The organism is Yimella lutea, assembly GCF_006715095.1.
Taxonomy (GTDB): Bacteria; Actinomycetota; Actinomycetes; order Actinomycetales; family Dermatophilaceae; genus Yimella; species Yimella lutea.
On record NZ_VFMO01000001.1, the window covers coordinates 3,042,686 to 3,066,870 of the forward strand.

Here is a 24,185-nt window from a genome sequence, read left to right on the forward strand (position 1 = left end):
GCGCGTAATCGTACGGGTGGATCAGGCCTGGTTCGGACCAGCGCGCAACGCATCCGGGTCGGTGACCGGAAGATCACACGTTCGGCCCCGGCAGACGAACGCCGCGGGCTCGGTCACGATCCCTCGTTCGGCGAGTACCGACAACCGGGCATCGTCGGACGCACCCACCGCGACCGGTCCCCCGAACCGCCGGACGGCGGCCGCGACGAGTCGGTCGCGATCCCGCCCGGGCGAACCCACCACCGCGACCTGCTCCGGGCCGTCGGCCAACCGCTGCGCGGCGACCAACGCCCACCCGGCGAACCGGGGCGCACGGGTCATCACCTCGTGGGCGGTGGCGAGAGCTTCCCGCGCTGCTTCCTCGTACCGACCGGACCCGCCGAGAGCGGTGGCCGTGACCAGCGCGTTCACGGTGGCGGACAGACCGGACGGGCTGGCATTGTCGGCCGCTTCCCGCGGGCGGGCGATCAATTGCTCGGCATCGGTCGCGGTGTCGTGGAAGCCGCCGTCGTCCGCCCGGAACCTGGCCAGCGCGTCGTCGAGCAATTGTGTGCCCGCCTCGAAGTAAACGCTGTCGTCGGTGGCCGCTGCGAGGTCGAGCAGGCCGGCAGCGAGGCACCCGAGGTCCTCGAGCACGGCGTCCGGATTGCCGACGACACCGTCGCGGGAGACCCGCCGCAGGCGTCCGTCGACCAGGTGCACTTCGAGCAGGTGATCGGCGATCGCGCGCGCCGCGTCGAGGTACTGGGAATCGGCGAGCGCCTGCGCCGCCGCGACCAGTCCGCTGATCGCCAGGCCGTTCCAGGCGGCGACCACCTTGTCGTCGCGTTCGGGGCGGATCCGCAGTTCGCGCGCGTCCAACAGTTTCTGCCGGACGTCGGCGAGTCGTGTCTCGTCGACGTCGTCGCTCAGTTGCAGCACCGAACTGCCGTGCTCGAAGGTGCCGGTGCGCGTGACCCCGAAGGCCTCTGCCGCCCACCGGCCGTCGTCCTCACCGAGCACTTCGAGGAGTTGTTCCGGGGTCCAGGCGTAGAACTTGCCCTCGACGCCTTCGGAGTCGGCGTCCAAGGAACTGGCCAGGGCACCATGGTCGGTCCGCAGTTCGCGCAGCATGAAGTCGGCGGTCTGCCGCGCGACCCGGTCGCCCAGCGGCGTGCCGAGCCGGGCGTACACACCGAGCAGCTGTGCGTTGTCGTAGAGCATCTTCTCGAAGTGCGGCACGACCCAGTCGCTGTCGACGCTGTAGCGGGCGAAGCCACCACCGAGCTGGTCGTACATCCCGCCGCGCGCCATGGCGTCGCAGGTCTGCTCGAGCATCGTCGCCGCCGACCCGTCACCGTGCGTCGCCCGTAGGCGCAGGAACTCCAGGACCATGGACGGCGGGAACTTCGGTGCACCCCCGAATCCCTTTGATCGGCGGTCGAATTCGCGTTCGAACAGCGCGACCGCAATGTCGAGTTCGGCACCCGTGACGGGGCGTGCTGCAGCGGACTCGCGGTTCAGGTGCTGGCGCAGGGCATCGGCCGCGCCGCGGATGTCGTCCTGCCGGTTCTCCCACGCGTCGGCGAGGAAGCCGAGCACCTGTTGGAAGGCGGGCTGACCGTGGCGCGGCTGCGGCGGAAAGTAGGTGCCGGCGAAGAAGGGCGAGCCGTCGTGGTCGAGGACGCAGGTCATCGGCCAGCCGCCGTGCCCGGTCATCGCGGTGGTGGCGTTCATGTAGATCGCGTCGATGTCCGGGCGTTCTTCGCGGTCGACTTTGATGCTGACGAAGTGCTCGTTCATCAACGCGGCCGTGGCGTCGTCCTCGAACGATTCATGGGCCATCACGTGGCACCAGTGGCAGGCCGCGTACCCGACCGACAGCAGCACCGGGACGCCGCGGCGCCGAGCCTCGGCGAACGCGTCCCGCCCCCACTCCCACCAGTCGACCGGGTTGTCGGCGTGTTGGAGCAGGTAGGGGCTCGTCGCGTGCTGCAAACGGTTGGACATGCCTCGACCGTACGTGCCGGGTGTCAGACGGTTTGAGTCACGGACGAAGCAAACCGTCTGACACTCGGCGCGTCAGCCGACGTCAGCCGACGTCAGCCGACGTCAGCCGACGTCAGCCGACGTCAGCCGACGTCAGCCGACGTCGCGGCGGCGGAAAGTGACCAGGCCGATCAGAAAGCCCACCACCGCGACGACGAGGAGATAGCTCGTGGCAGGCCAGAAACCGAGCCAGTGGATGACCGGTCTGCAGTCGGCTCCACCGCTGTAGCACGGCGGATAGGTCTCCCATTCCTTGCCGTGGTCGACGAACGCACTCAACGCAGTGCCGATGGTCCAGCGACGAGCGTCGGCGATCGAATTCCCCCCGATCAGTTCGACCGCGATGAGCCAAACGGCAGCGAACCCGAGGACGGCCGTCGTGTGGCGCAGCACGAAGCCAAGGGCTGTGCCGACCAGACTGCAGAACACACCGACGCCGAAGAGCCGTCCCAAGGTCGCGAGATAGGTCGACTGTTCACCCGCAGCGAACTCCAGTTCCCCGGACGAGCCGGCCAACCAGAAACCCGGGCCGGCGATCGCCACGAGCACCAGGACCGGCAGCAGCCCCATCAGCGTCGCCACCAGCACCTTGGAGGCATATACGGGGATGCGTTGGGGCTCGAAGGTCAGCCAGGTCATCATCGATCCGGAGGCGAACTCGGCGCACGCCAGACTCGCGCCTAAGACGAGGGCAGCAAGTGCGGCCACCATCAGTAGGCCCGAAGTCCCCTGTTTCAGTACCCCACCGAGGGTGCCGTTCTGACCGACGAAGTCCGACAATTTCGGTTCAGGGAAGTCGCAGAAGTCCGTCGGCGCGTTGTTTCGCTCCGACTCGGGAGTGCTCGCAAGGCAGTCCTTCTCGTACCTCTGGTGATTCTTCGCCCAGTCGTCGTGGGCGAACCTGAAGGTCTGCTGCACCTCGGCCTGGGTCGGCATGTTCGACACCTGCTGGCGCATCGCGAAGATGGTGAACCCGGCGAACAGCAGCGCCAGCAACAGCACGCCTTTGGTGATGCCCCGAGCGAACGCACGCCGGAACTCCGCCTTGATCAATCGGGTCATCGCACACCGCCGGTCGCCTCAAGGCCTTCGGAACGGGTGAGCTCGAGGAACACCGACTCCAGATCGTGACCGGTAGGACGTAGTTCCCGCAACCAGATCCGGTGTGCGGCAAGCATTTCGGAGATCACCGCAGGATCAGCGACGTCCTCGAGGGCAAGATGTCCGTGCTCGGTTCTCACCGGCAGACCGGCTCCCGCAAGCACCTCGCGGGCCTTCTCGTCGTCCGTCGTCCGGACGGTGGCGCCCCCACCGCCCTGCGCCATCAGCTCGGCCACCGATCCCTCGGCCAGAAGCCGTCCCTGACCGATGATCGACACCGTGTCGGCGACCTGCTGGATCTCACTCAGGATGTGACTGCTCACCAGCACCGTGCGCCCCTCGTCGGCCAAGGACCGCATGGTGCGCCGGATCTCGTGAATGCCTGCCGGGTCCAAGCCGTTCGTAGGCTCATCGAAGATCAACAGTTCGGGCGACTTCAACAGCGTGGCGGCGATCGCCAGGCGCTGCTTCATGCCGAGCGAGTACGACTTGAAGGGGTCACCGGCGCGCTCCTTCAGCGAGGTCTCCTCCAACACCCGGTCGACCGCGCGGCGATCGGCACCGATGGCGTCGGCCAGCAGCGACAGGTTCTGTCGGCCGCTGAAGGCAGGGAAGAACTTGGGCGACTCGACGATCGCGCCGACGCGCGAGATCACCTCCGGCAGGTGATCAGGCACCGAGCGTCCGAAGATCTCCATCGTGCCGCCGTCGGCTCGGATGAGTCCGAGCAGCATGCGAAGCGAGGTTGTCTTGCCCGATCCGTTCGGTCCGAGGAAGCCGTGCACACCTCCGACCGGCACGTTGAGGTCGAGCCCCTGAACGGCGACGTGCCGGCCTCGACGACCTCGATAGACCTTGCGCAATCCTGTTGTGCAGACAGCAAATTCGGCGCCCATGCGCTCCCCCGAGTCGATGACGATCGGAAGTGACCGCCGGCTGGGAGACATTCGATCACGGCCGACCTTCGGACCTCGGGACCTTTACGGAATCTTGACGATGTTCCGTCGGGAGTCCTGGTCTCCGAGGAGTACCCCACGGGGCTCGCACCTACTCGACCAACGTGGAGGTTTCGGCGCGCGTCGTGCCAGGTTTCGATCGCGGCACTAGTGGGCTGCGTTTGAAGTCTTCTGACGGTTGGCCTTCGCGAGGATTTGATCGGCGGTCTTGGTCCAGACGAACGGGTGGGATCGGTTGCTCCAGCCGGTGATGAAGGCGCGAATCTTGGCGTTTAGGTCGGGCACGGAGGTGAACGTGCCGCAGTGGATCGCTTGGCGTTCGATGATGCCGAACCAGATCTCGACCATGTTCATCCAGGATGCGTGGGTCGGGGTGAAGTGCACGACCACGCGGGGGTTGACCGCGAGCCATGCCTTGACGTTCTTGTGCTTGTGCGCGGCGTAGTTGTCCATCACCAGGTGCAGTTCCTGGGCGGGGTAGGCCCGGGCGATCTGCTTCAAGAACGCCAGGAACTCCTGGTGGCGGTGCCGGTTCTTACACGCACCGGTGACCTGCCCGGTCGCGATCTCCAAGGCGGCGAACAAGGTGGACGTGCCATGCCGTTTGTAGTCGTGGGTGCGCCGCTCGGGCAGCCCAGGTTGCATCGGCAACATCGGCGCGGTGCGGTCCAACGCCTGGATCTGAGACTTCTCGTCCACGCACAGCACCACCGCGTTCTCCGGCGGATTCAGGTACAACCCGACGACGTCAGTCACCTTCGCGACCAGCTCCGGGTCGGTGAAGAACTTGAACGTCTGCGACCGCCACGGCTGCACCCCGTACTCACGCCAGGTCCGGGCAATCGTCGCGTCCCCCACGCTCAGATGCTTGGCCAGCAGTCGCGTCGACCAGTGCGTGACGCCGTACTTCTTCGGCGGCGGAGTCAACGTGGCAGACACGATCTCCCGGTGATCGATGTGCCTGACCGATGAGAAGTCCTACCCGAAGCTCCCGCAGGGCGATGGCGTGGTGTTCAAGCGCAACAACGGTGCGGGGTGGGCCTTCCGTGTCGAGGGGGCGGCGTTCCGCATCTACAAGGCACCCTCTCCCTCAGCAGGGTGGAGCCAGGTCACCGTTCAACCCAACCCTCCCGTTCCCGCTGGCGACGGAGTGCAAGTTGATTGGGTTCGACCGGCCCAATGAACGCCATCGCGCACACGCGGCATTGAGCCGGACTCTCTCACCCATTGGGGTGATACAGATCACCTGCTCGCCCACCTACGGCCACCGTTGGCCGGTGATCTATCCTCACAGCAGCTCCGGTCTACCTCGTTCCGACAGGCACCTTTCAGAATCTAGGGGGATTCGTGAAGTCAGGCCCACTTGCCACGGTTTTGACCCTCACTCTCGGGAGCATCGCGTACGCACCTGCCGCATCCGCCTCAAGCGCGGCCGAGACTGCCGTGACAACGGTAAGTGAATGCATGTCTCAGGTGACAGCCGACGGCCAATCCCATGCCACGCGGTTTGTGGAAGCTCGATCGACCGCCGAGGCCATGGCCAAACTGGATTCCTTGGAGTGCGGATCTGGGGCTACCCAAATGATGGCAACCCCCAACTACGGGCCATGCACACTAAATCCTGGCGCGATCTACCTCCGAGCGTCATACGGCCATAATGCGGCAGGAAACAAGCCCATTACGACCTGCACCGTTCCGGTATCAAAAATTACTCACGCAAACGACATCCGCTACAAGTGGTACACACTGTGGACAAAGGCCGGTGGCACGACGATGTCATACGCGAGCAATGTAGCCCGCCTGGAACAGAAGAACGTAAACAAGACCTGTCAGGGTAAGACGAACACCACGTTCATCGGCGTCACTCTGGGCACTATCGTGTACGGAGGCAAGACCTACTATGCACGTGCATACACACCGTCACGGGTGCTGGCGTGCAAGATGTAAGCACCACACTTCGCTTCCTTTTCTCCGATTCAGAAGAGCGCAGTCCCATCGAGGGCGTGTTCACCGACGAGAAGCTACTGCACGAGGCTGCGAAGAGCATCGACTCGCGCGCGGATGCGTCCGCCACGTGGGAGGAGGTCATCGTCTCCGAGCCGGGGCGAGTCGCAGACACGGTCCACGCTTGGCTCGCGGCATGGCCGGACAGCCCGGCAGTAGCAAGCGCACATCTCTCACTCCGCGCTGCGGAAGCTTGGATTAGCGACGACCCCCGCCGGTCGAGCGGATACACCCCAGAAGTTCTTGAACTCGTGAAATTCACGGTCGACACCCTGGACGGTGGAACCCGCGTTGACTTGGACGCGACCTAGCCGCGAGCAACAAATGAGGGCGATCCATTGGATCGCCCTCATTTGTATTCCCGCCAAGAAGAACTGAAATCTCGGGCGCTTCAAAGGGGCTCATCACAGATGAGGGTGTAGGAGTTCCTGGCGCGTCGGTCCGGGGGTGAGGGTCGAGGTCTCCCGATGATGAGAGTTCTGACGCAACTCATCTGGAAGACCTCGACGTGCACAACGCTACCTTCACGACGCCTGACCTGACTACGTTCTGCCGCCTGGATGAGCTTGGTCTCCTCGCGACGGGTCAACGTCTTGAACCAGGCCGGGCGGTGCTGACGTGCCGGGTCGTTGAGGATGACCGGTGGTGTCACCGGTGCGGCTGCGAAGGGACCCCGCGGGGCAGCGTGGTCCGCCGGTTGGCCCACGAACCGTTCGGGTGGCGACCAACGACACTGCTGGTCACGGTACGGCGGTACCGGTGCACCGAGTGTGGGCATGTGTGGCGCCAAGACACCAGCCTCGCGGCCGAACCGCGAGCCACCTTGTCGCGGCGTGCGATGGCGTGGGCACTTGCCGCGATCGTGTGTCAGCACCTGACCGTCGCCCGGGTCGCTGAAGGACTCGGCGTTGCCTGGAACACCGCGAATGACGCGGTCCTCGCCGAGGGGTACCGGGTGTTGATCAACGACCCGGCCCGGTTCGAAGGTGTCACCGCGATCGGGGTCGATGAACACGTCTGGCGCCACCTGAGTTGGGTCACTTTGATGGATTCGAGGGGTTTGAATCGCTGTGACCTGCGGGGATGCCGACGATTAGTGTGTCGCTAAGGCACTAATTCGATGGTGAGGGTCGCGCGGTGGTGTGGATTCGGCGGGTGCGGACGGCCTCGGGAGCGACCGCGGTGCAGATCGCTGAGTCGGTCAACGGTCGGCGTCGGATCGTGCGTCATGTCGGGTCCGCCAGGAACGAGGCCGACCTCGGGTTGCTGATGGAGCAGGCGCGGGCTCTGCTCGCCGATGACCGGCAGGGGGTGCTGGACCTCGGGATCACGCCGGTGGCCGCGAAGGCGGTGATGGTGCCCGCGGCGCGGCCGTCGGGGCTGTTCATGGACCCCGAGCCATCGTCGGCAGTGTCGGCAGTGCCAGCGGTGTCAGCGGCTCGGCCGATGGTGTCGAGGTCACGGGTGCTCAAGACGTCCTCGGGGCTGCTGTACGGGGCCCTGGCCGGGGTGTACACGGACCTGGGTTTCGATGTCGTGGCCGATGACATCTTCCGGGACTTGGTGATCGCTCGGGTCGTGGAGCCGACGAGCCTGCTCGATGTGGACCGGGTCCTGGCCGAGTTGGGGCGGCGAGCGGTGAGTCTGTCGACGCGGAAGCGGACGTTGCGGCGGGCGCATCAGGGCTCGTACCGCGACCAGGTCGCGGTGGCCTGTTTCGAGCACGCCTGCACCAGCGGTGATGTGTCGTTGGTGTTGTACGACGTCACCACGCTCTACTTCGAGGCGGAGAAGGAGGACGGCCTGCGTAAGGTCGGGTATTCCAAGGAGCGGCGGGTCGACCCGCAGATCGTGGTCGGGTTGCTGGTCGACCGGGAAGGGTTCCCGCTGGAGATCGGCTGCTTCGAAGGCAACAAGGCCGAGACGGCCACGATCATCCCGATCGTCAAGCAGTTCCAGGAACGCCACAACATCGCGGACATGGTCGTGGTCGCCGACGCGGGGATGCTGTCCACGTCCAACCTCACAGCCCTCGACGAGGCGAACTTGCGGTTCATCGTGGGCTCCCGGGTGACCAAGGCACCCAAGGATCTGGAGTCTCATTTCCGGTGGCACGGTGACGCGTTCACCGACGGGCAGCTCATCGATACCCTCACCCCACGGACCGGGCACACGGTCGAGAACGACCCGAACCTCAAGGCGGAACCGGTGTGGGATCGGGAGCAGCATCCCGGGTCGTGGCGGGCAGTGTGGGCGTACTCCGCGAAACGCGCCGCCCGGGACAGCACCACCTTGACCCTGCAGGAGAACCGCGCCAAGGCCGTCGTCGCCGGTGAAAAGGCCGCGCGGACACCACGATTCGTCAAAACCACCAACGGTTCACGCACGCTGGATGAGGCGTCACTGGCGAGGGCACGCCGGCTGGTCGGGCTCAAGGGGTACGTCACCAACATCCCGGCCGAACTGATGCCCGCGAGCGAAGTGATCGCCAGCTACCACGACCTGTGGCACGTCGAGCAATCATTCCGGATGTCCAAGACCGACCTGCGCGCCCGGCCCATGTTCGCCCGCACCCGCGACGCGATCGAGGCCCACCTCACCATCGTGTTCACCGCCCTCGCCGTCAGCCGCGAAGTACAAGCCCGGACCGGGCTGTCCCTGCGCCGTGTCCTGCGCGCCCTCAAACCACTGCGCTCAGCCACCATCGAAATCAACGGCGTCGTCACGACCATCCCACCCGCACTGAACAGCGACGAAGCCGAGATCATCGAGGCGCTGGAACGCCCGCCCTCAAGGCACTAAGCGTTTGACCCAACTCAGGTAGGAGTTCCTGGCGCGTCGGTCCGGGGGTGAGGGTCGAGGTCTCCCGATGATGAGAGTTCTGACGCAACTCATCTGGAAGACCTCGACGTGCACAACGCTACCTTCACGACGCCTGACCTGACTACGTTCTGCCGCCTGGATGAGCTTGGTCTCCTCGCGACGGGTCAACGTCTTGAACCAGGCCGGGCGGTGCTGACGTGCCGGGTCGTTGAGGATGACCGGTGGTGTCACCGGTGCGGCTGCGAAGGGACCCCGCGGGGCAGCGTGGTCCGCCGGTTGGCCCACGAACCGTTCGGGTGGCGACCAACGACACTGCTGGTCACGGTACGGCGGTACCGGTGCACCGAGTGTGGGCATGTGTGGCGCCAAGACACCAGCCTCGCGGCCGAACCGCGAGCCACCTTGTCGCGGCGTGCGATGGCGTGGGCACTTGCCGCGATCGTGTGTCAGCACCTGACCGTCGCCCGGGTCGCTGAAGGACTCGGCGTTGCCTGGAACACCGCGAATGACGCGGTCCTCGCCGAGGGGTACCGGGTGTTGATCAACGACCCGGCCCGGTTCGAAGGTGTCACCGCGATCGGGGTCGATGAACACGTCTGGCGCCACACTCGGCACGGCGACAAGTACGTCACGGTGATCATCGATCTGACCCCGATCCAGGACGGCACCGGGCCAGCACGGTTGTTAGACATGGTTCCCGGCCGATCCAAGGCCGTGTTCAAGACTTGGCTCGCCGACCGTGACCCAGCGTGGCGTGAGACGGTGCAGGTCGTCGCGATGGATGGGTTCACCGGCTTCAAAACTGCTGCTACCGAAGAACTCCCGGACGCGACCACGGTGATGGACCCGTTTCATGTCGTCCGGTTAGCCGGTGACGCCCTGGACAAGTGCCGGCGCCGGGTCCAGCACGAGCTGCACGGCCACCGGGGTCGGGCCGGTGACCCTTTGTACCGTGCGCGGCGCACGCTGCATACCGGAGCGGACCTGGGGCCCTACCCCCGGATCTTGGACACGGGGTGTGATTACGCAGCAGGTCGCAGCGTAGCGGTGTAGCCGGTCTCGAAGGCGACCGGCGAGGTGTAGCGACACCACGAGTGGCGTCGCTTGGTGTTGTAGCGGACGAGCCATCTGAAGACCTGCCGACGGCAGGTCAGCTCGTCACTCCAGCAGGCGGCGTCTTGGAGGACTTCACGCTTCATCGTGGCGTTGAACGACTCTGCGAGGGCGTTGTCCGCGCTGGATCCGACGGCGCCCATGGACTGGGTCACGCCGAGCTTGCGGCAGAGCTTGGCGTAGGCCTTCGAGCAGTAGACCGACCCGTGGTCGCTGTGGAACACAGCGCCCTTGAGGCTGCCCCGGGTCGCGGCGGCGGCCTTGAGGGCGTCCTCGACGAGTTCGGTGCGCATGTGGTCGGCGATGGCCCACCCGGCCAGCCGACGGGAGTAGCAGTCGATCACGGTCGCCAAGTACAGGTTCGTCCCGTCGGCCAGCGGCAGGTAGGTGATGTCGCCGACATAGCGCTCGTTGGAGCGCTCGGCGGTGAAGTCACGCTGGAGCAGGTCGGGGTACTTCTGCCCCGACGGCTCGGGGATCGTGGTGCGGACCCGGCGCTTCTTCATGTAGCCGCGGATGCCCTCAAAGCGCATCACCCTCGCGACACGCTTGTGGTTGACCCGCTCACCGGCAGCCGCGCTGTCACCGAGTTGAGCGTTGAGCTCGGCGGTGATCCGCGGCGCGCCCTGAGTGTTGTCCTCGGCATGGACCGCTCTGATCCGCTCAGCCAGCGCTGCGTCGTCAGCTGCTCTGGCTTCGCGGGCCGGCGCGGCCTTGAGCCAGGCGTAGTAGGACGAGCGCTCGATCTCGACGAGCTCGCACAGTCGCTTCACCTCGAAGGTGGCGGAGTTGTCGGCGACGAACTGGAAGCGACTCACCAGCGCGTCTCCCCGGCGAAATACTTGGCCGCCCGCTGCAGGATCTCCCGCTCGGTCGTGAGCTTGGTGGTCTCCGCTCGCAACGCCGCGTTCTCGGCCTCGAGCCGGGCGATCCTCTGCTCCGGCGTCTCGTCCGTCGGTGCCGACGAGCTCGCGGCGGACGTCTTGGCTTGCAGCGGGCTGGAGGTCAACGTCCCGTCAGCGGCGGTCTTCTTGCCGGTCCCGTAGACCTCGAGCCAACCCCGCAGCGTGCCACGCACGATGCCGAGGTCCTCGGCGATGCCGCGGACCGTGGCGCCCGGGGTGGACTCGTACAAGTCGACGGCCTGACGACGGAACTCCTCGGAGTAGTTCTTCCTGGCCATGATTCTCGGATCATCTCGCTTCCCCAGCACCAGGTGCTGGATTCAGCGTGTCCAAGAACCGGGGTCAGGCCCCCTGCTCACCGACCGGCAGCAGGACCGCCTCACCGCGTTGTTCGCGGTCGAGGAGCATGTGGAAGTTGAGTGCACCTGGGGCATCTACCAGCGGATGATCGCGGCGTACCGGCACCGCGACCGTGCCACCGGCAAGAAGCTCATGACCGCCCTCATCGATTCGATCAGTACCGGTGTGCCCAAGGCCTTGACCGAGATCACCACCCTTGGCCGCACCCTGACCAAGCGGTCCGCCGACGTGCTGGCCTACTTCGACCGGCCTGGCACCAGCAACGGACCAACGGAGGCGATCAACGGTCGCCTCGAGCACCTACGCGGGTCGGCCCTCGGCTTCCGCAACCTCGCCCACTACATCGCCCGATCCCTCCTCGAAACCGGCGGCTTCAGACCTCAGCTACACCCTGGTTTGTGATGAGCCTTCAAAGGCCCAGCACTTCCTCGAACCTGGGAACATCCGCTGGGCGGTCACTGAGCAGCCTGAACATCGCCGCCCGCACCATCGCCTGCCGGCCTGCGCCGGAAGCAAACTCCTCCATCGCCCCGCATTGGCGCCGAGCCACATCACCGAGTCGAGCACCCACACGGCCTCGGCCCACAACGCCGGACGCCAGTAGGGCGCGACGTCGATGACCACCGGGGCGCCGTCGGCGTCGAGCAGCAGGTTGCCGGCGAGGTCGCCGTGCACGAACTGGTCGGGCCCGAGGTCGGTGTCGTCGCGCTCATCGGCCAGGGCATGCACCAGCGGCGGCGCGTCGTCGGGCACCGGCTCGTTACCGAACGCGATCCGCTCGGCGACCTGCCAGCGGTCGTCGCTCACCGGCGTCCAGGTGAGACCGGCCCGGGCGAGCTCAGCATGGAAGACCGCACCCGCGGCGCGCGTCGGCGGCAGGTCGGTCAGCGCACGTGTGCCGGGCTCGAATCTGCTTGCAGCCCAACCGTCCACGACCCAGGAGAGGTCGCGCGCGGGCACCGGCATGGCGATGCGTAGGTCTCGGCGGTCACGCCCCGGACGCGTGTCGAGCTCGGCGGCCAGCCGCCAGCATCGGACTCAGCCGGCTCTGCAGCTGCGGGTTGCGGCCGGGGGAGAGCACCAGATCACCGGCACGGACGCTGTTCCCCTGGCCGCCGGCGAGGGGTTCGAGAGCGCCGGGGACGGCGAACAGGTCGAGCACGTGGTCGGTCGGAATCATCGCCGCCCAGACTACGGCGCGCACGCCCGCCTACGCGGAGACTGTGAAGGAAACCCACGATCTGCTGGTAGCCGGCGCTCGCAACGACTTCTTGGCCGACGCGATCGCCCCGCTGCAGGGGCTGTCCCTTCGGTTCTGGTTCAGTCGGGTCGAGTCTGCCGAGATCGCGATGGGGTCGCGGCTGCACGCGATGATGCTGCAGTCGGTGCTCGACAGCGACTCGGACAGCGCGGAGAAGGCCTCGCTCGCACTGAATGACTATCTCGCGCACGCTGCAGGTCTGACGGTTGAGTGTGTGGGCGTCGTGGACGTCGGCCATTCCCCGTAAGAGCGAGTCTCAACTGGTGGACGTTGGTGGAACCGTCCCGCCGATCGTTGCGTCCCCGGTCTGGCAAATCATCGATAGCCGGGTTCTGCCCGGCGCCAGGAGGGGCAGCAATGCACAAACACACGATGAAGCTGGCCGCAGCAGTGACGTGCGCGCTCGCGCTCACGGCGTGCGGGTCGGACGGCGGGTCCGACTCCAGCACGCCATCCGAGGCGGCTTCGAGCAGCAGCACCACGTCGGCGAATGGCGGTGCGACCAGCACCTCCGAACAGGCAGGCGGTTCGTCGACGAACGGCGGTTCGTCGACCGCTGCCGCAGGCAACTCGCTCACCGTGAAGGAAGTGACGGTCAAAGACGGCGGCCCGACCGGAGTGAAGACCTGGCCGGTGCCGGCCGAGGCGACGCTCGATGAACTTGCCGGCCCGTTCAACGGCTCGTGGCAGTTTTCGCTCAGCGGCGTGCCCAGCGACCAGATCATCTCCTTCTACGAGAAGGAACTGACCAAGCGCGGGTACAAGGTCGTCAAGAACTACAAGGCGAAGATCGGCGTCAACGAACTGCCGGTAGCGCTGGGTTGGTCAGGCAACGCGGCCCAGAAACAGCCCTACGGCACCGTCACGGAAGACAAGCTGGCCGGTGGCGTCATGGTGGCGATCACGTCGCGTCCGAGTGACCTCTCGCCGAAGTAAGCAGATACAACATCGTGAAGTGCCCGGACGGAATCGTCCGGGCACTTTCGCGTGGGATCCCCGAACTCAGCGCGTCGACCCCGACTCCAACCCGTGGTTGCGCGTCTGGTGGTCGTCGAGATGCGTCGCGAACGTCACCCAGTCGCCCCGCAGCGCGTCATCGAGCAGCCGCCGATGCTCGGCGATCACCTGGTCGATGTCGCCGGTGATCGTGCCCGAACTGCGCGCGATCGCGGCGGCCTGCTTGTCCTGCAGCCGGTCATATACCGACAGCATCACGGCGTTGCCGGCCAGCTCGACGAACCCGCGGTGAAACCGCATTGCCAGGCTCATGAATGAAGCAAAGTCGTTGTCCGACAAGGCAACCCGCTGCGCTTCAAGGTTCTCAGCCAGCTCGCCCGAAAGTGCATCGCGCAGCGACGGAACACCACGACGCACCCCGGCCGACTCCAGCGCGTGCCGCACCGCCGCGGCGTCCCACACCTCCTGCTCGCCGACCTCGCGCACCAGCGCGCCGCGCTGCGGATAGATCGTCACCCAGCCCTCGTCCTGCAGGCGGGTGAGCGCCGCGCGTACTGGAGTGCGGCTCATCGACAGGCGTCCGGCGAGCTCCGATTCGCTGAGCATCGTGCCGGGCGTGATGCGGCCCTGCAGGATCTCCTCGCGGAGGTGGGTGTGCGCACGGTCGGCGGCGGTGGTGGACATCGTGACTGGCTCCTCAAACTCGTATACAAGTAGGATACGAGTTATGCACACAGTTGGAAAGGTCACCGAGGCCGAGCGCGACCGGGTGCAACAGCGGACGCTGCGCGTGGTGATGCTCGGGCAGGTGCTCGGCGGCGCCGGGCTCGCGGCCGGCGTGACCGTTGGCGCGCTGCTCGCCGAGCAGATGATGCACACCAAGGGGCTCGCGGGCGTGCCGGCCGCGCTGTTCACGCTCGGCTCGGCGCTCGCGGCCTACCTGGTCGGACGCATCAGCCAACGTTCCGGACGCCGGCTCGGCTTGGGTCTCGGGTTCGCTGCGGGCGGGCTCGGCGCGGCCGGCGTGGTGTTGGCGGCCGCGCTCGACAACGTGCCGCTGCTGTTCGTCGCGCTCTTCGTCTACGGCGCGGGCACGGCCACCAACCTTCAAGCCCGTTACGCCGGAGCCGATTTGGCAACCGCGGCCGCCCGTTGAACGTCTGCGACCGCCACGGCTGCACCCCGTACTCACGCCAGGTCCGGGCAATCGTCGCGTCCCCCACGCTCAGATGCTTGGCCAGCAGTCGCGTCGACCAGTGCGTGACGCCGTACTTCTTCGGCGGCGGAGTCAACGTGGCAGACACGATCTGCCGGTGATCGATGCGCCGGGGGCGACCGGACCGGTCCTGATCGACCAGCCCGTCGATCCCCTTGTCCTGGTACCGCTTGCGCCATGAGATCACCGTCGGTCGGCTCATGCCGACCTTGTCAGCGATCTCGGTATTCGAGGAACCGTCGGCAGCCAACAGCACGATCCTCGCCCGCTGTGCCAGGCCAGCACGTGTCGACGATGACCGCGTCCACCGGGCCAGCTCCTCCCGATCACCATCACGCAACGACAACGCCGGGGCAGGTCGGTTTGCCATGCCCCAGTCTCCCAAACCGTCAAACGACTCACGACGCGCCGCACTAGCCCTTGGGGATCGCAGCTGCTCGACCGCTTGCAGTAGGTCGCGATTCCGGGCTCGCGCTGGCGGGTCCGCTTCAGTCCTGGTCGAACTCGAGGCCGAGCAGCGCGTTCTCCACCACTTCGGCAAGGGCCGGGTGGATCCAGTACTGGCCGCGGGCGAGGTCCTTGGCCGACTGCCCGAAGCTCATCGCCTGGATGACGATCTGGATCAACGAACTGGCGTCCGGCCCCATGAAATGGGCGCCCAGCAACTGCCCCGAGCTGCGGTCGGCGATCAGCTTCACGATGCTCGTGGTGTCCTCCATCGCCCAGCCGTACGCGGTGTCACCGTAGTTCTGCACCTTCACGGTGATGTCGTGTCCGGCCTCGGACGCCTGCTGCTCGGTGAGCCCGACGGACGCGACCTGCGGGTGGGTGAACACCGCCGCCGGGACGAACCGGTGGTCGAAGGTCTGCAGGTCGCCCGGGTGGGTCAGATTGTGCGCGACGACCCGCGCCTCGTGGTTGGCGACGTGCTTGAGCTGGTAGTCCGAACTGACGTCGCCGAGCGTCCAGACGCCGTCCGCGGTGGTGCGTCCGTACTCGTCGACGACGATGCGGCCGTCCTCCCGGGTCTCGATGCCGGCCAGCGAAAGGCCCTGCGGCACAAGCGGTTTACGACCGGTGGCAACGAGCAGCAGGTCAGTCTCCATTCTCGTTCCGTCGGACAGCGACAGCTCGATGTGGTCGTCGTTCTGGACGACGGACGACACTGTGCAGTTGAAGCGGACGTTCCACTGCTCACTGGCGAGCGCGCTGAACTCCGTGCTGATCAGATCGTCCTGCTGGCTCAGCATCACCGGACCCCGGGTGACGATCGTGACCTCGACGCCGAGCGAGCCGAAGACGTGCGCGAACTCGGCCGCGATGTAACCGCCACCGACGATCGTCATGCGCTGCGGGAGTTCATCGATCCGCATGACGTCCTCGTTCGTGTAATACCGCACGCCGCAATCGGAAATGCCCTGGGGCACAACCGGAGTCGAACCGGTGGCGACCACGATCTGGTCGGCGGTGATCTCCTGCTCGCGCCCCTGGACGTCGACCACGATGGTCTTCGGGCCGGTGAACCGCGCCGTGCCGAGAAATGCAGTCGTGTTGTCGCCGTTGACCCGGTAGTTGCGCCCGCTGTCCTCGATCGCGTCGATCCGGCCGAAGACGCGGTCACGGATGTCACGCCAGCGGACGCCGTCGATCCGGGCATCGACGCCGTAGCGTGATGCCCCCCGGATCGTGGTCGCGACCTCGGCCGCGTACACGAACATCTTGGTCGGGATGCAGCCGACGTTCAGGCAGGTACCGCCGAACAGTCCCTTCTCGATCACCGCGACCCGCTTGCCGTCCCATTCAGGGGTGACCAGAAAGTTGCCTGAGCCCGTACCGATGATCGCGAGGTCGAAATGCATTCTGCCATTGTCACCCGACGGCGCACGACCGTCGTCCAGGGGCCGACCGGCAGCGCCGAATCACCCGCCGTCGCAACGCCCGTGACAAACTCAGGGTCGACATCATTCGTGAAGTTCAGGGAGAGACCTCGTGAAGAAGTTGAATGCGCTCGTCGCAGCAAGTGCCTTGGCCGTGACGATCGGCCTGTCCGGTTGCGGCTCGGACGACAAGAAGTCCGAGGAGACCGGCACCACCTCGCAGACCTCGTCCACCACCCCGCAGACCCAGTCGTCCAGCGAGTCGACTCCCGCCCAGAGCAACAGCGAGTCGCCCGCGAGCGAGACCACCAGCTCCGACGGCGCTGTCGGCGGGGTACAGAACTGCAAGCTGGAGCGCAAGGGCGAACAACTGCAAGCTCAGGCGGTGGGCATCAGTTGTGAGGACGCCACTCAGATCTGGGGCAAATTCTCCCAGAAGGACCAGGCCATCGCCTCCGGCGATGTGAACCACAACGGTGAGACTTGGAAGTGCGGCATCCTCACCCAGGGCAGCACGGTCACCGGCGGTTGCACGGTCGGTCAGAAGGCGATCAGCATCGGCGGTATCTGAGCCGCACCACGCACATCCGAAGGCCACCCGCACCAGCGGGTGGCCTTCGGTTCATGTCGTGCGGTGCGCCACGTCGGGACGTGCTGCACTCACTTCTTGAGTTAGGAACGCTCCCAGGCGCGGGTCGTGGACGTGACGCGACCGCGCTGCGTGTCGCGCGAGCGGTAGACGATGTACGGGCGCCACAGGTACTGCAGCGGTGCACTGAACACGTGCACAAGCCGGGTGAACGGCCACATCGCGAAGAGCGCGAACGCCACCAGCGCGTGCAACTTGAACCCGATCGGTGCCTGCGCCATCAGGTCGGCGTCCGGCTGAAATGCCAGGAACGAGCGGTACCAGACCGACACGCCTTCGCGGTAGTTGTATTCGCCGCCGACGGTGAAGATCGAACCGGCGATGGTGTTCCACATTCCCAGGACGATGGCCGCTGCGAGGAAGACGTACATCACCTTGTCGTTGACAGTGGTCGCGGAGAACACCGGTCCCGTGACCCGGCGACGGTAGATCAGGATCGCGAGGCCGACGATCGTCATGATGCCTGCCAACAGACCGCCGATGACCGCGACCAGGTGGTACACGTGGTCGCTGATGCCGACGGCTTCGGTCCACGAACGCGGCACGAGCAGACCGATGATGTGGCCGCCGACCACACCCAACATGCCGAAGTGGAACAGCGGGCTGCCCCACCGCAACAGGCTCGATTCGTACAGCTGGCTGGAGCGGGTCGTCCAACCGAACTTGTCGTATTTGTACCGCCACCAGTGCCCGACCACGAAGATCGCCAGGCACATGTAGGGCACGATCACCCACAGGAAGGTGTTCATCGGGGGGCTCCCACCGGAATCTCGTTGCCCAGGAACTCGGGCGCGTTGGCAATGGTCGGCGGCGTGAAGGCGCCGGGTGAGGGTGCGTCGAGGGCGGGGTCCATTCCGTAGCCGTCCATCCCGACGTCCTCCTGAGGAGGACCTTGTTCGATCAGGAGAGCTACCGCCTGCACCTCGTCGTCGCCGAGGGGCGGGAGCGTTGCGCACAGCGCGATCAGCACGTTCGCCCAAGCAGAACCCTTGTCCTGCAGCGCGATCCGCAGCATCTCGACACCGGCGCGGTAGTCACCCAGCAACTTCCAGGAGGTCTGGACGTCGACCGTCGCACCGAACTCGAGCACCACTGCGATGTGATCGGGCAACTCATCGGACTCGAACTCGGCTCCGCCCTTGCGGTAGGCCTGCTTGAACTGCACCAGCACCACTCCGCGACGGCGAGTGTCGCCGTACGCGAAGTAGGTGAGGTACAGACAGCCGCGCCGGGTGTGATCGAAGGTCTCGACGAAGTCGGCCTGCAGGTCCTGCAGTGGTACCTGCTGCGCATGGTCGAGGAAGGCGTTCAACGGATCCCGCACTGTCGCAGGCAGATCCGTGATGGACGCCCGGATCATCGTGCGCTGCTCGGCGGAGTCGTCGTGCGGGTATTCCAGCAGCAACGACACTGCCTGCCAGACGACGCGCAACTGACCCTCGGGCAATCGCGAACGGTTGCTCTTGGCCACCCGGCGGAAGATGTTCATCACTTGTCCTTCCGGCCCGGGAAGAGCCCGCGCGGGCTGCCCTTGCCATCCCAGTTGAGCAGGTTCACGCGTCCGCGTTTGGTGCCTCCACCGACGAGTTCCTCGCTGGTCTGACGCTCCTGCAGCATCCGGAAGTTCTCCACCGCGACCGGGGTGAGCTCACCGGATCCTTCGCCGAACGGGTCAATGCTGTCACCGTCGTAGTCGTAATTGACCGGGCAGTCCGTCGCGAGTTCTTCCAGTCCGTGCGCCTGCTCGGCGTGGGCGGTCGGGATGACGTAGCGCTCGTTGTATTTGGCGATCGCGAGCAACCGGAACATCTCGTACATCGACTCGGCGTCCATGCCGACGGCTTCGGCGATGGACTCGTCCGGGTCGCCGCCCAGGTTGATGTCGCGCATGAACGACCGCATCGCGGCGAGCTTGCGCAGGACGTCGTTGATCGGTCCGACGTCACCGGCGGTGAACAGGTTGGCGAGGTACTCGACCGGGATGCGCAGGGTGTCGATCGCGGCGAACAGGTTGTTCTTGTCCTCGCCGTCGTGACCGGTCTCCTTGATCACGTCGACCACCGGCGACAGCGGCGGGATGTACCAGACCATCGGCATGGTGCGGTACTCCGGGTGCAGCGGCAGCGCCACCTTGTAATCCTGGATCAGTCGGCGCACCGGCGACTTCTTGGCTGCTTCGACCCAGTCGCCCGGGATGCCCGCTTCCTCCGCGGCGCGAGCGATTTCGGGGTCGTTCGGGTCGAGGAAGACCGAGCGCTGTGCCTCGTACAGGTCGTGATCGTTCTCGACGCTGGCCGCTTCCAGCACTCGGTCGGCGTCGTACAGCATCAGGCCGATGTACCGCAGTCGTCCGACGCAGGTCTCCGCGCAGACGGTTGGAATGCCGACCTCGACGCGCGGGTAGCAGAAAGTGCACTTCTCGGCCTTGCCGGTCTTGTGGTTGAAGTAGACCTTCTTGTACGGGCATCCCGAGACGCACATGCGCCAGCCGCGGCAGCGGTCCTGGTCGACCAGGACGATGCCGTCCTCCTCACGCTTGTAGATCGCACCGCTGGGACAGCTGGCCGCACACGACGGGTTGAGGCAGTGTTCACAGATACGCGGCAGGTAGAACATGAAGGTCTGTTCGAACTCGAACTTCACCTTGTCCTCGATGCCCTTCAGCATCGGGTCCTTGACCGCGATCTCCTTCGAGCCACCGAGGTCGTCGTCCCAGTTGGCCGACCAGCGGACATTCATGTCCTTGCCGGTGAGCAGCGACTTGGGCCGGGCGACCGGGAAGTTCTTGGTGGCCGGCGAGGTCAGCAGCGTCTCGTAGTCGTACGTCCACGGCTCGTAGTAGTCGTCGATCGAGGGCATCTTGGGGTTGCTGAAGATGTTCGCCAGCTTCTTCAACCGACCGCCGGCCTTGAGCTGGAGCTTGCCGTTCTTGCCGAGGGTCCAGCCGCCCTTCCACTCCTCCTGGTCCTCGTAGGTGCGTGGATAGCCCAGGCCGGGACGGGTCTCGACGTTGTTGAACCACACGTACTCGGTGCCGGCCCGGTTGGTCCATGCCTGCTTGCAGGTGACCGAGCAGGTGTGGCACCCGATGCACTTGTCGAGGTTCATCACCATCGCCATCTGAGCCATGATTTTCATGTCTTCGTCTCCTCTTCTTCGCGCTGGCTCAGTACTCGACGGGGGTGGTGCGCTTGCGGATCATCGTGACCTCGTCACGGTTGTTCCCAATCGGCCCGATGTAGTTGAAGAAGTAGGCCAGCTGGGCGTAGCCACCGACCATGTGGTTGGGCTTCAACAGAATTCGGGTGAGGCTGTTGTGGATTCCGCCGCGCTTGCGGTCACGCTCGGTGAGCGGGACGTCGATGAGCCGGTCCTGTGCGTGGTGCATGTAGACCGTGCCCTCGGGCATGCGGTGGCTGACGATCGCCCGCGCCGCCACGACACCGTTGCGGTTGACCATCTCAATCCAGTCGTTGTCCTTGATGCCGACCTTGTCGGCGTCGCGGTCGCTCATCCAGACCGACTGGCCACCGCGCGACAGCGACAGCATGAACAGGTTGTCCTGGTACTCGCTGTGGATCGACCACTTGTTGTGCGGCGTGAGGTAGCGCACCGAGACACCGAGTTCGTTCTGCTCACCGATCGGTGCCTCACCGAACAACTGGGTCATGTTCAGCGGTGGCCGGTACACCGGCAACGCCTCGCCCATCCCGATGAACCAGTCGTGGTCGACATAGAACTGTTGCCGCCCGGTGAGGGTGTGGAACGGCTTCTTGCGCTCGATGTTGATGGTGAACGGGCTGTACCGGCGTCCGCCGGACTCCGAACCGGACCACTCCGGTGAGGTGATCACCGGAACCGGTGAGACCTGGGTGTCGGCGAAGGTGATCTGCTTGCCCTCGTGCTCGGCCGACAGGTCGGCCAGCTGGGTGCCGGTGCGTTTCTCCAGGAACTTGAATCCCTGGGTGGCCAGGTGACCGTTGGAGACGCCCGCGAGGTGCAGCATGGCGTCGGCCATCTGGACGTCGGTCTCGACCTTCGGCTGTCCCTTGCCGGCGCCGCTCATCGCGACCCCGTTGCGCTGCCGCAGGATGTCGACCTCGCGTCCGACCTGGTAGGCGACGCCCTTGGTGAGCATGCCGACCTTCTCCAGCAACGGGCCGATGGTCGTCATCTTGTCGTAGACCGCGGTGTAGTCACGTTCGGCGACGGCGATGACCGGCATCGTCTTGCCCGGGATCGGCTCGCACTCCCCCAACTTCCAGTCCTTCACCTCACCGTGCACGGTGGCCATGGCCTCGGGGGTGTCGTGCCACAGCGGCTTGGCGATGACGTCCTTGCGCGTGCCGAGGTGCTCGACGGCGAGTTCGCTGAACTTCTTCGCGACAGCCTTCCACGCCTCCCAGTCCGACTTCGTCTGCCACGGCGGGTTGATCGCCGGGTTGAAGGAATGGATGAACGGGTGCATGTCGGTGGTCGACAGGTCGTGCTTCTCGTACCAGGTCGCCGCCGGCAGCACGACGTCCGACAGGATCGTCGAGCTGGTCATGCGGAAGTCGATGGTCATCAGCAGGTCGAGCTTGCCCTCGCCCGCCTCGTCGGCCCATTCGACGGACGTCGGACGGTGCTCCGGCGAGGCCTCGAGCGCCGTCGCGGCACTGTCGGTGCCGAGCAGGTGACGCAGGAAGTACTCGTTGCCCTTCGCCGAGCTGCCGAGCAGGTTGGAGCGCCACAACGACAGCACGCGCGGGTAGTTGACCGGGTTCTCCGGGTCTTCGACCGCGAATTTCATTGCACCGGATTTCAATTCGGACGCGACGTACGCAGGAACCTCCATTCCGGCGGCCTCGGCCTGGTCGGCGATGTCGAGGCTGCTGCGGTCGAAGGTCGGGTAGCTCGGACTCCAGCCGAGGCGGGCCGACTGCGCGAGCAGGTCCATCACTCCCTTGCCGGCGAAGATGCCGGTGCCGGCGTCCAGGTCGTCGGCGTTGTGGGTGTCGTAGCGGTACTGGCTGGTGTGCACGTACCAGTAGGAGGTCTGGTTCATGTGCCGTGGCGGGCGGTGCCAGTCGAGCGCGAACGCCATGTGCTGGAAGCCCATGATCGGTCGGATCTTCTCCTGGCCGACGTAGTGCGCCCAGCCGCCGCCGTTGCGTCCTTGGCAACCGGTGATCGTGGTCAGCACCAGCATCGCGCGGTAGATCTGGTCGGAGTGGAACCAGTGATTCACGCCTGCGCCCATCAGGATCATGCCGCGGCCGCCCGTGTCGATCGCGTTCTGCGCCCACTCGCGCGCCAGGCGCTCGACCTGCTGCGCCGGCACACCGGTGTGTTCCTGCTGCCAGGCCGGAGTGGCCGGTGCGGACGGGTCGTCGTAGCCGGTCGGCCACGAACCCGGCAGGCCCTCACGTCCGACGCCGTACTGCGCCAGCATGAGGTCAAGGACGGTGGTGACCAGACGTTCGCCGACGCGGCGGACGGGGACACCCCGGCTCTCGTAGGCGACCTTTCCGTCGCCGGCGTCGAAGCGCGGAAGCTCGACCTCGACGGCGTCGTCACGGGTTTCGTAGACGCTGAGCAGCGGGTCGATTCCCTCGAGTTCGAGGTTCCACCTGCCCATACCCTCCTCGCCGTAACGGTCCCCGATGGATCCGTTCGGGATTGCCAATTCTCCTGTGTTGGAGTCGAATACGGCGGTTTTCCACATTGCGTTCTCGGAGTCGGACTTCGGTCCGCCTTCGACATCGCCTGCCACCAGGTACTTGCCCGGCCGCAGCACGCCGTCCGGGCCCTGGGTCAGGGCGACCAGGTTCGGCAGGTCGGTGAAGCGCTTGTTGTACCCCTCGAAGAACGGCACCTGCTGCTCGACGAAGAACTCCTTGAGCACGACGTGGCCCATCGCCATCGCGAGCGCCCCGTCGGTGCCGGGCGCGGCGGTGACCCACTCGTCCGCGAACTTCACGTTCTCGGCGTAGTCGGGGGCGACGGCGATGACCTTCTGGCCGCGATAGCGGGCTTCGGTCATCCAGTGCGCGTCGGGCGTACGGGTCAGCGGAACGTTCGAGCCCCACATGATCAGGTAGCCCGCGTCCCACCAGTCACCGGACTCGGGGACGTCGGTCTGGTCGCCGAACATCTGCGGCGAGGCGTTGGGCAGGTCGGCGTACCAGTCGTAGAACGACAGCATGGGCGCGCCGACGAGTTCGAGGAAGCGAGCACCGGAGGTGTAGGACACCGGCGACATGGCCGGGATCGGTGAGAAGCCGGCGATGCGGTCGGGACCGTACTGCTTGACCGTGTGGACGTGGGCGGCCGCCACGATCTCGACGACGTCCTCCCAGGTAGCCCGCACCAGGCCGCCCTTGCCGCGAGCGCGCTTGTACCGGCGGGCCTTCTCCGGGTCCTCGACGATCGAGGCCCAGGCCAGCACCGGGTCGCCGCCGTGCTCGGCCTTCGCCGCACGGAACATCTCCAGCAACACACCGCGCACGTACGGGTAGCGCACCCGGGTCGGGCTGTAGGTGTACCAACTGAACGCAGCGCCACGCGGGCAGCCGCGCGGTTCGTACTCGGGCTTGTCGGCCCCGGCGCTGGGGTAGTCGGTCTGCTGCGCCTCCCAGGTGATGATGCCGTCCTTGACGTACACCTTCCACGAACAGGACCCGGTGCAGTTCACGCCATGGGTCGAGCGGACCACCTTGTCGTGCGCCCAACGGTCGCGGTAGAACGCATCGCCCGAACGGCCGCCCTCCTTATAGAGGGTGCGCAGGTCCGGCGACACCTTCTGCGGTTCGAAATGACGCCGCGTGCGCAACAGCGCATTGGTCATCGGGTCGTCGATCGACATCGGATCAATTCCTCACACTCGGCACAGCTGTCCCAACTCCCTTGACACTAGGGAGGGACAGAACCGTCCGGAAGAGGACCAACGTCCC

General features: G+C 65.9%; 18 protein-coding genes and 5 pseudogenes. 9 read left to right on the forward strand and 14 right to left on the reverse strand.

All coding sequences use genetic code 11. The features are described from left to right. Positions 1–21: 21 nt before the first annotated feature. The 4 genes and pseudogenes from FB459_RS14650 to FB459_RS14665 form a co-directional block, all read right to left on the reverse strand. Positions 22–1,989, reverse strand: coding sequence for a thioredoxin domain-containing protein (locus FB459_RS14650; protein ID WP_141929018.1), 1,968 nt, complete (start codon positions 1,987–1,989; stop codon positions 22–24). A gap of 132 nt (positions 1,990–2,121) precedes the next feature. Next, complete coding sequence (locus tag FB459_RS14655; protein WP_141929019.1) at positions 2,122–3,090, reverse strand: ABC-2 transporter permease; 969 nt, start codon at positions 3,088–3,090, stop codon at positions 2,122–2,124. Beyond that, positions 3,087–4,076, reverse strand: a complete 990-nt coding sequence (locus FB459_RS14660) for an ABC transporter ATP-binding protein (RefSeq protein ID WP_246092469.1) — start codon at positions 4,074–4,076, stop codon at positions 3,087–3,089. Before FB459_RS14660 ends, FB459_RS14655 begins: the two co-directional genes overlap by 4 nt. Positions 4,077–4,232: 156 nt before the next feature. Continuing rightward, positions 4,233–5,042: pseudogene (locus FB459_RS14665) on the reverse strand (IS630 family transposase); the annotation flags it as partial. 1,046 nt (positions 5,043–6,088) lie between these two features. Between FB459_RS14665 and FB459_RS14670 the strand changes: the two are divergent. The 4 genes and pseudogenes from FB459_RS14670 to FB459_RS14685 form a co-directional block, all read left to right on the forward strand. Then, complete coding sequence (locus FB459_RS14670; protein ID WP_141929020.1) at positions 6,089–6,400, forward strand: hypothetical protein; 312 nt, start codon at positions 6,089–6,091, stop codon at positions 6,398–6,400. Between the two features lie 197 nt (positions 6,401–6,597). Then, positions 6,598–7,116, forward strand: a pseudogene (locus FB459_RS14675) (transposase); the annotation flags it as partial. Positions 7,117–7,226: 110 nt separating this feature from the next. After that, positions 7,227–8,891 (forward strand): IS1634 family transposase, encoded by a 1,665-nt coding sequence (locus FB459_RS14680; protein ID WP_141927224.1) that lies wholly within the window; start codon positions 7,227–7,229, stop codon positions 8,889–8,891. Positions 8,892–8,999: 108 nt separating this feature from the next. Continuing rightward, positions 9,000–9,899: pseudogene (locus tag FB459_RS14685) on the forward strand (ISL3 family transposase); the annotation flags it as partial. A 35-nt stretch (positions 9,900–9,934) separates the two neighbouring features. On the opposite strand, the gene FB459_RS14690 reads toward FB459_RS14685, so the two are convergent. Beyond that, positions 9,935–11,208 (reverse strand): IS3 family transposase gene (locus FB459_RS14690; protein WP_425472361.1). Its coding sequence is split into 2 segments (ribosomal slippage): positions 9,935–10,860 and positions 10,860–11,208, totalling 1,275 coding nucleotides; the frame shifts between segments, so codons are not numbered across the junction. Positions 11,209–11,281: 73 nt separating this feature from the next. Between FB459_RS14690 and FB459_RS14695 the strand changes: the two are divergent. Next, positions 11,282–11,692: pseudogene (locus tag FB459_RS14695) on the forward strand (transposase); the annotation flags it as partial. Here FB459_RS14695 and FB459_RS14700 read toward each other — a convergent pair. Further along, positions 11,675–12,256: a hypothetical protein gene (locus FB459_RS14700; RefSeq protein ID WP_170221955.1), complete on the reverse strand. Its 582-nt coding sequence runs from the start codon at positions 12,254–12,256 to the stop codon at positions 11,675–11,677. The pseudogene FB459_RS14695 and the gene FB459_RS14700 sit on opposite strands and share 18 nt — an antisense overlap. Positions 12,257–12,278: 22 nt before the next feature. Beyond that, entirely contained in the window at positions 12,279–12,470 is a 192-nt protein-coding gene (locus tag FB459_RS17920) for a hypothetical protein (RefSeq protein ID WP_141929023.1), read from the reverse strand. Between the two features lie 43 nt (positions 12,471–12,513). Here FB459_RS17920 and FB459_RS14710 point away from each other — a divergent pair, with 43 nt between their 5' ends. Then, on the forward strand, positions 12,514–12,798 hold the full coding sequence (locus tag FB459_RS14710; protein ID WP_141929024.1) for a GntR family transcriptional regulator: 285 nt from the start codon (positions 12,514–12,516) through the stop codon (positions 12,796–12,798). Between the two features lie 110 nt (positions 12,799–12,908). Continuing rightward, positions 12,909–13,487, forward strand: coding sequence for a hypothetical protein (locus tag FB459_RS14715; protein WP_129626577.1), 579 nt, complete (start codon positions 12,909–12,911; stop codon positions 13,485–13,487). A gap of 66 nt (positions 13,488–13,553) precedes the next feature. Here FB459_RS14715 and FB459_RS14720 read toward each other — a convergent pair whose 3' ends face one another. Further along, on the reverse strand, positions 13,554–14,192 hold the full coding sequence (locus tag FB459_RS14720; protein ID WP_141929025.1) for a GntR family transcriptional regulator: 639 nt from the start codon (positions 14,190–14,192) through the stop codon (positions 13,554–13,556). A 43-nt stretch (positions 14,193–14,235) separates the two neighbouring features. Between FB459_RS14720 and FB459_RS17925 the strand changes: the two genes are divergently transcribed. After that, positions 14,236–14,664 carry an MFS transporter gene (locus FB459_RS17925; protein ID WP_246092584.1) on the forward strand — a complete coding sequence of 143 codons (429 nt, stop codon included), beginning with the start codon at positions 14,236–14,238 and terminating at the stop codon, positions 14,662–14,664. Between the two features lie 49 nt (positions 14,665–14,713). Here FB459_RS17925 and FB459_RS14730 read toward each other — a convergent pair. Then, positions 14,714–15,094: pseudogene (locus FB459_RS14730) on the reverse strand (helix-turn-helix domain-containing protein); the annotation flags it as partial. Between the two features lie 118 nt (positions 15,095–15,212). Next, complete coding sequence (mtr, locus tag FB459_RS14735) at positions 15,213–16,583, reverse strand: mycothione reductase (protein WP_141929026.1); 1,371 nt, start codon at positions 16,581–16,583, stop codon at positions 15,213–15,215. 130 nt (positions 16,584–16,713) lie between these two features. Here mtr and FB459_RS14740 point away from each other — a divergent pair, with 130 nt between their 5' ends. Continuing rightward, positions 16,714–17,172: a hypothetical protein gene (locus tag FB459_RS14740; protein ID WP_141929027.1), complete on the forward strand. Its 459-nt coding sequence runs from the start codon at positions 16,714–16,716 to the stop codon at positions 17,170–17,172. Between the two features lie 101 nt (positions 17,173–17,273). Here FB459_RS14740 and narI read toward each other — a convergent pair whose 3' ends face one another. From narI to FB459_RS14760, 4 genes are read right to left on the reverse strand one after another with little or no spacing between them, the layout of a single operon-like run. After that, complete coding sequence (gene narI, locus FB459_RS14745) at positions 17,274–17,999, reverse strand: respiratory nitrate reductase subunit gamma (RefSeq protein ID WP_141929028.1); 726 nt, start codon at positions 17,997–17,999, stop codon at positions 17,274–17,276. Further along, entirely contained in the window at positions 17,996–18,739 is a 744-nt protein-coding gene (gene narJ / locus FB459_RS14750) for a nitrate reductase molybdenum cofactor assembly chaperone (RefSeq protein WP_141929029.1), read from the reverse strand. The genes narI and narJ overlap by 4 nt, the downstream gene beginning before the upstream one ends. Then, a complete protein-coding gene (gene narH, locus FB459_RS14755; RefSeq protein ID WP_141929030.1) occupies positions 18,739–20,388 on the reverse strand; it encodes a nitrate reductase subunit beta in 1,650 nt (549 codons plus the stop codon). The genes narJ and narH overlap by 1 nt, the downstream gene beginning before the upstream one ends. 28 nt (positions 20,389–20,416) lie before the next feature. After that, positions 20,417–24,097, reverse strand: coding sequence for a nitrate reductase subunit alpha (locus FB459_RS14760; protein ID WP_141929031.1), 3,681 nt, complete (start codon positions 24,095–24,097; stop codon positions 20,417–20,419). Positions 24,098–24,185 lie beyond the last annotated feature (88 nt).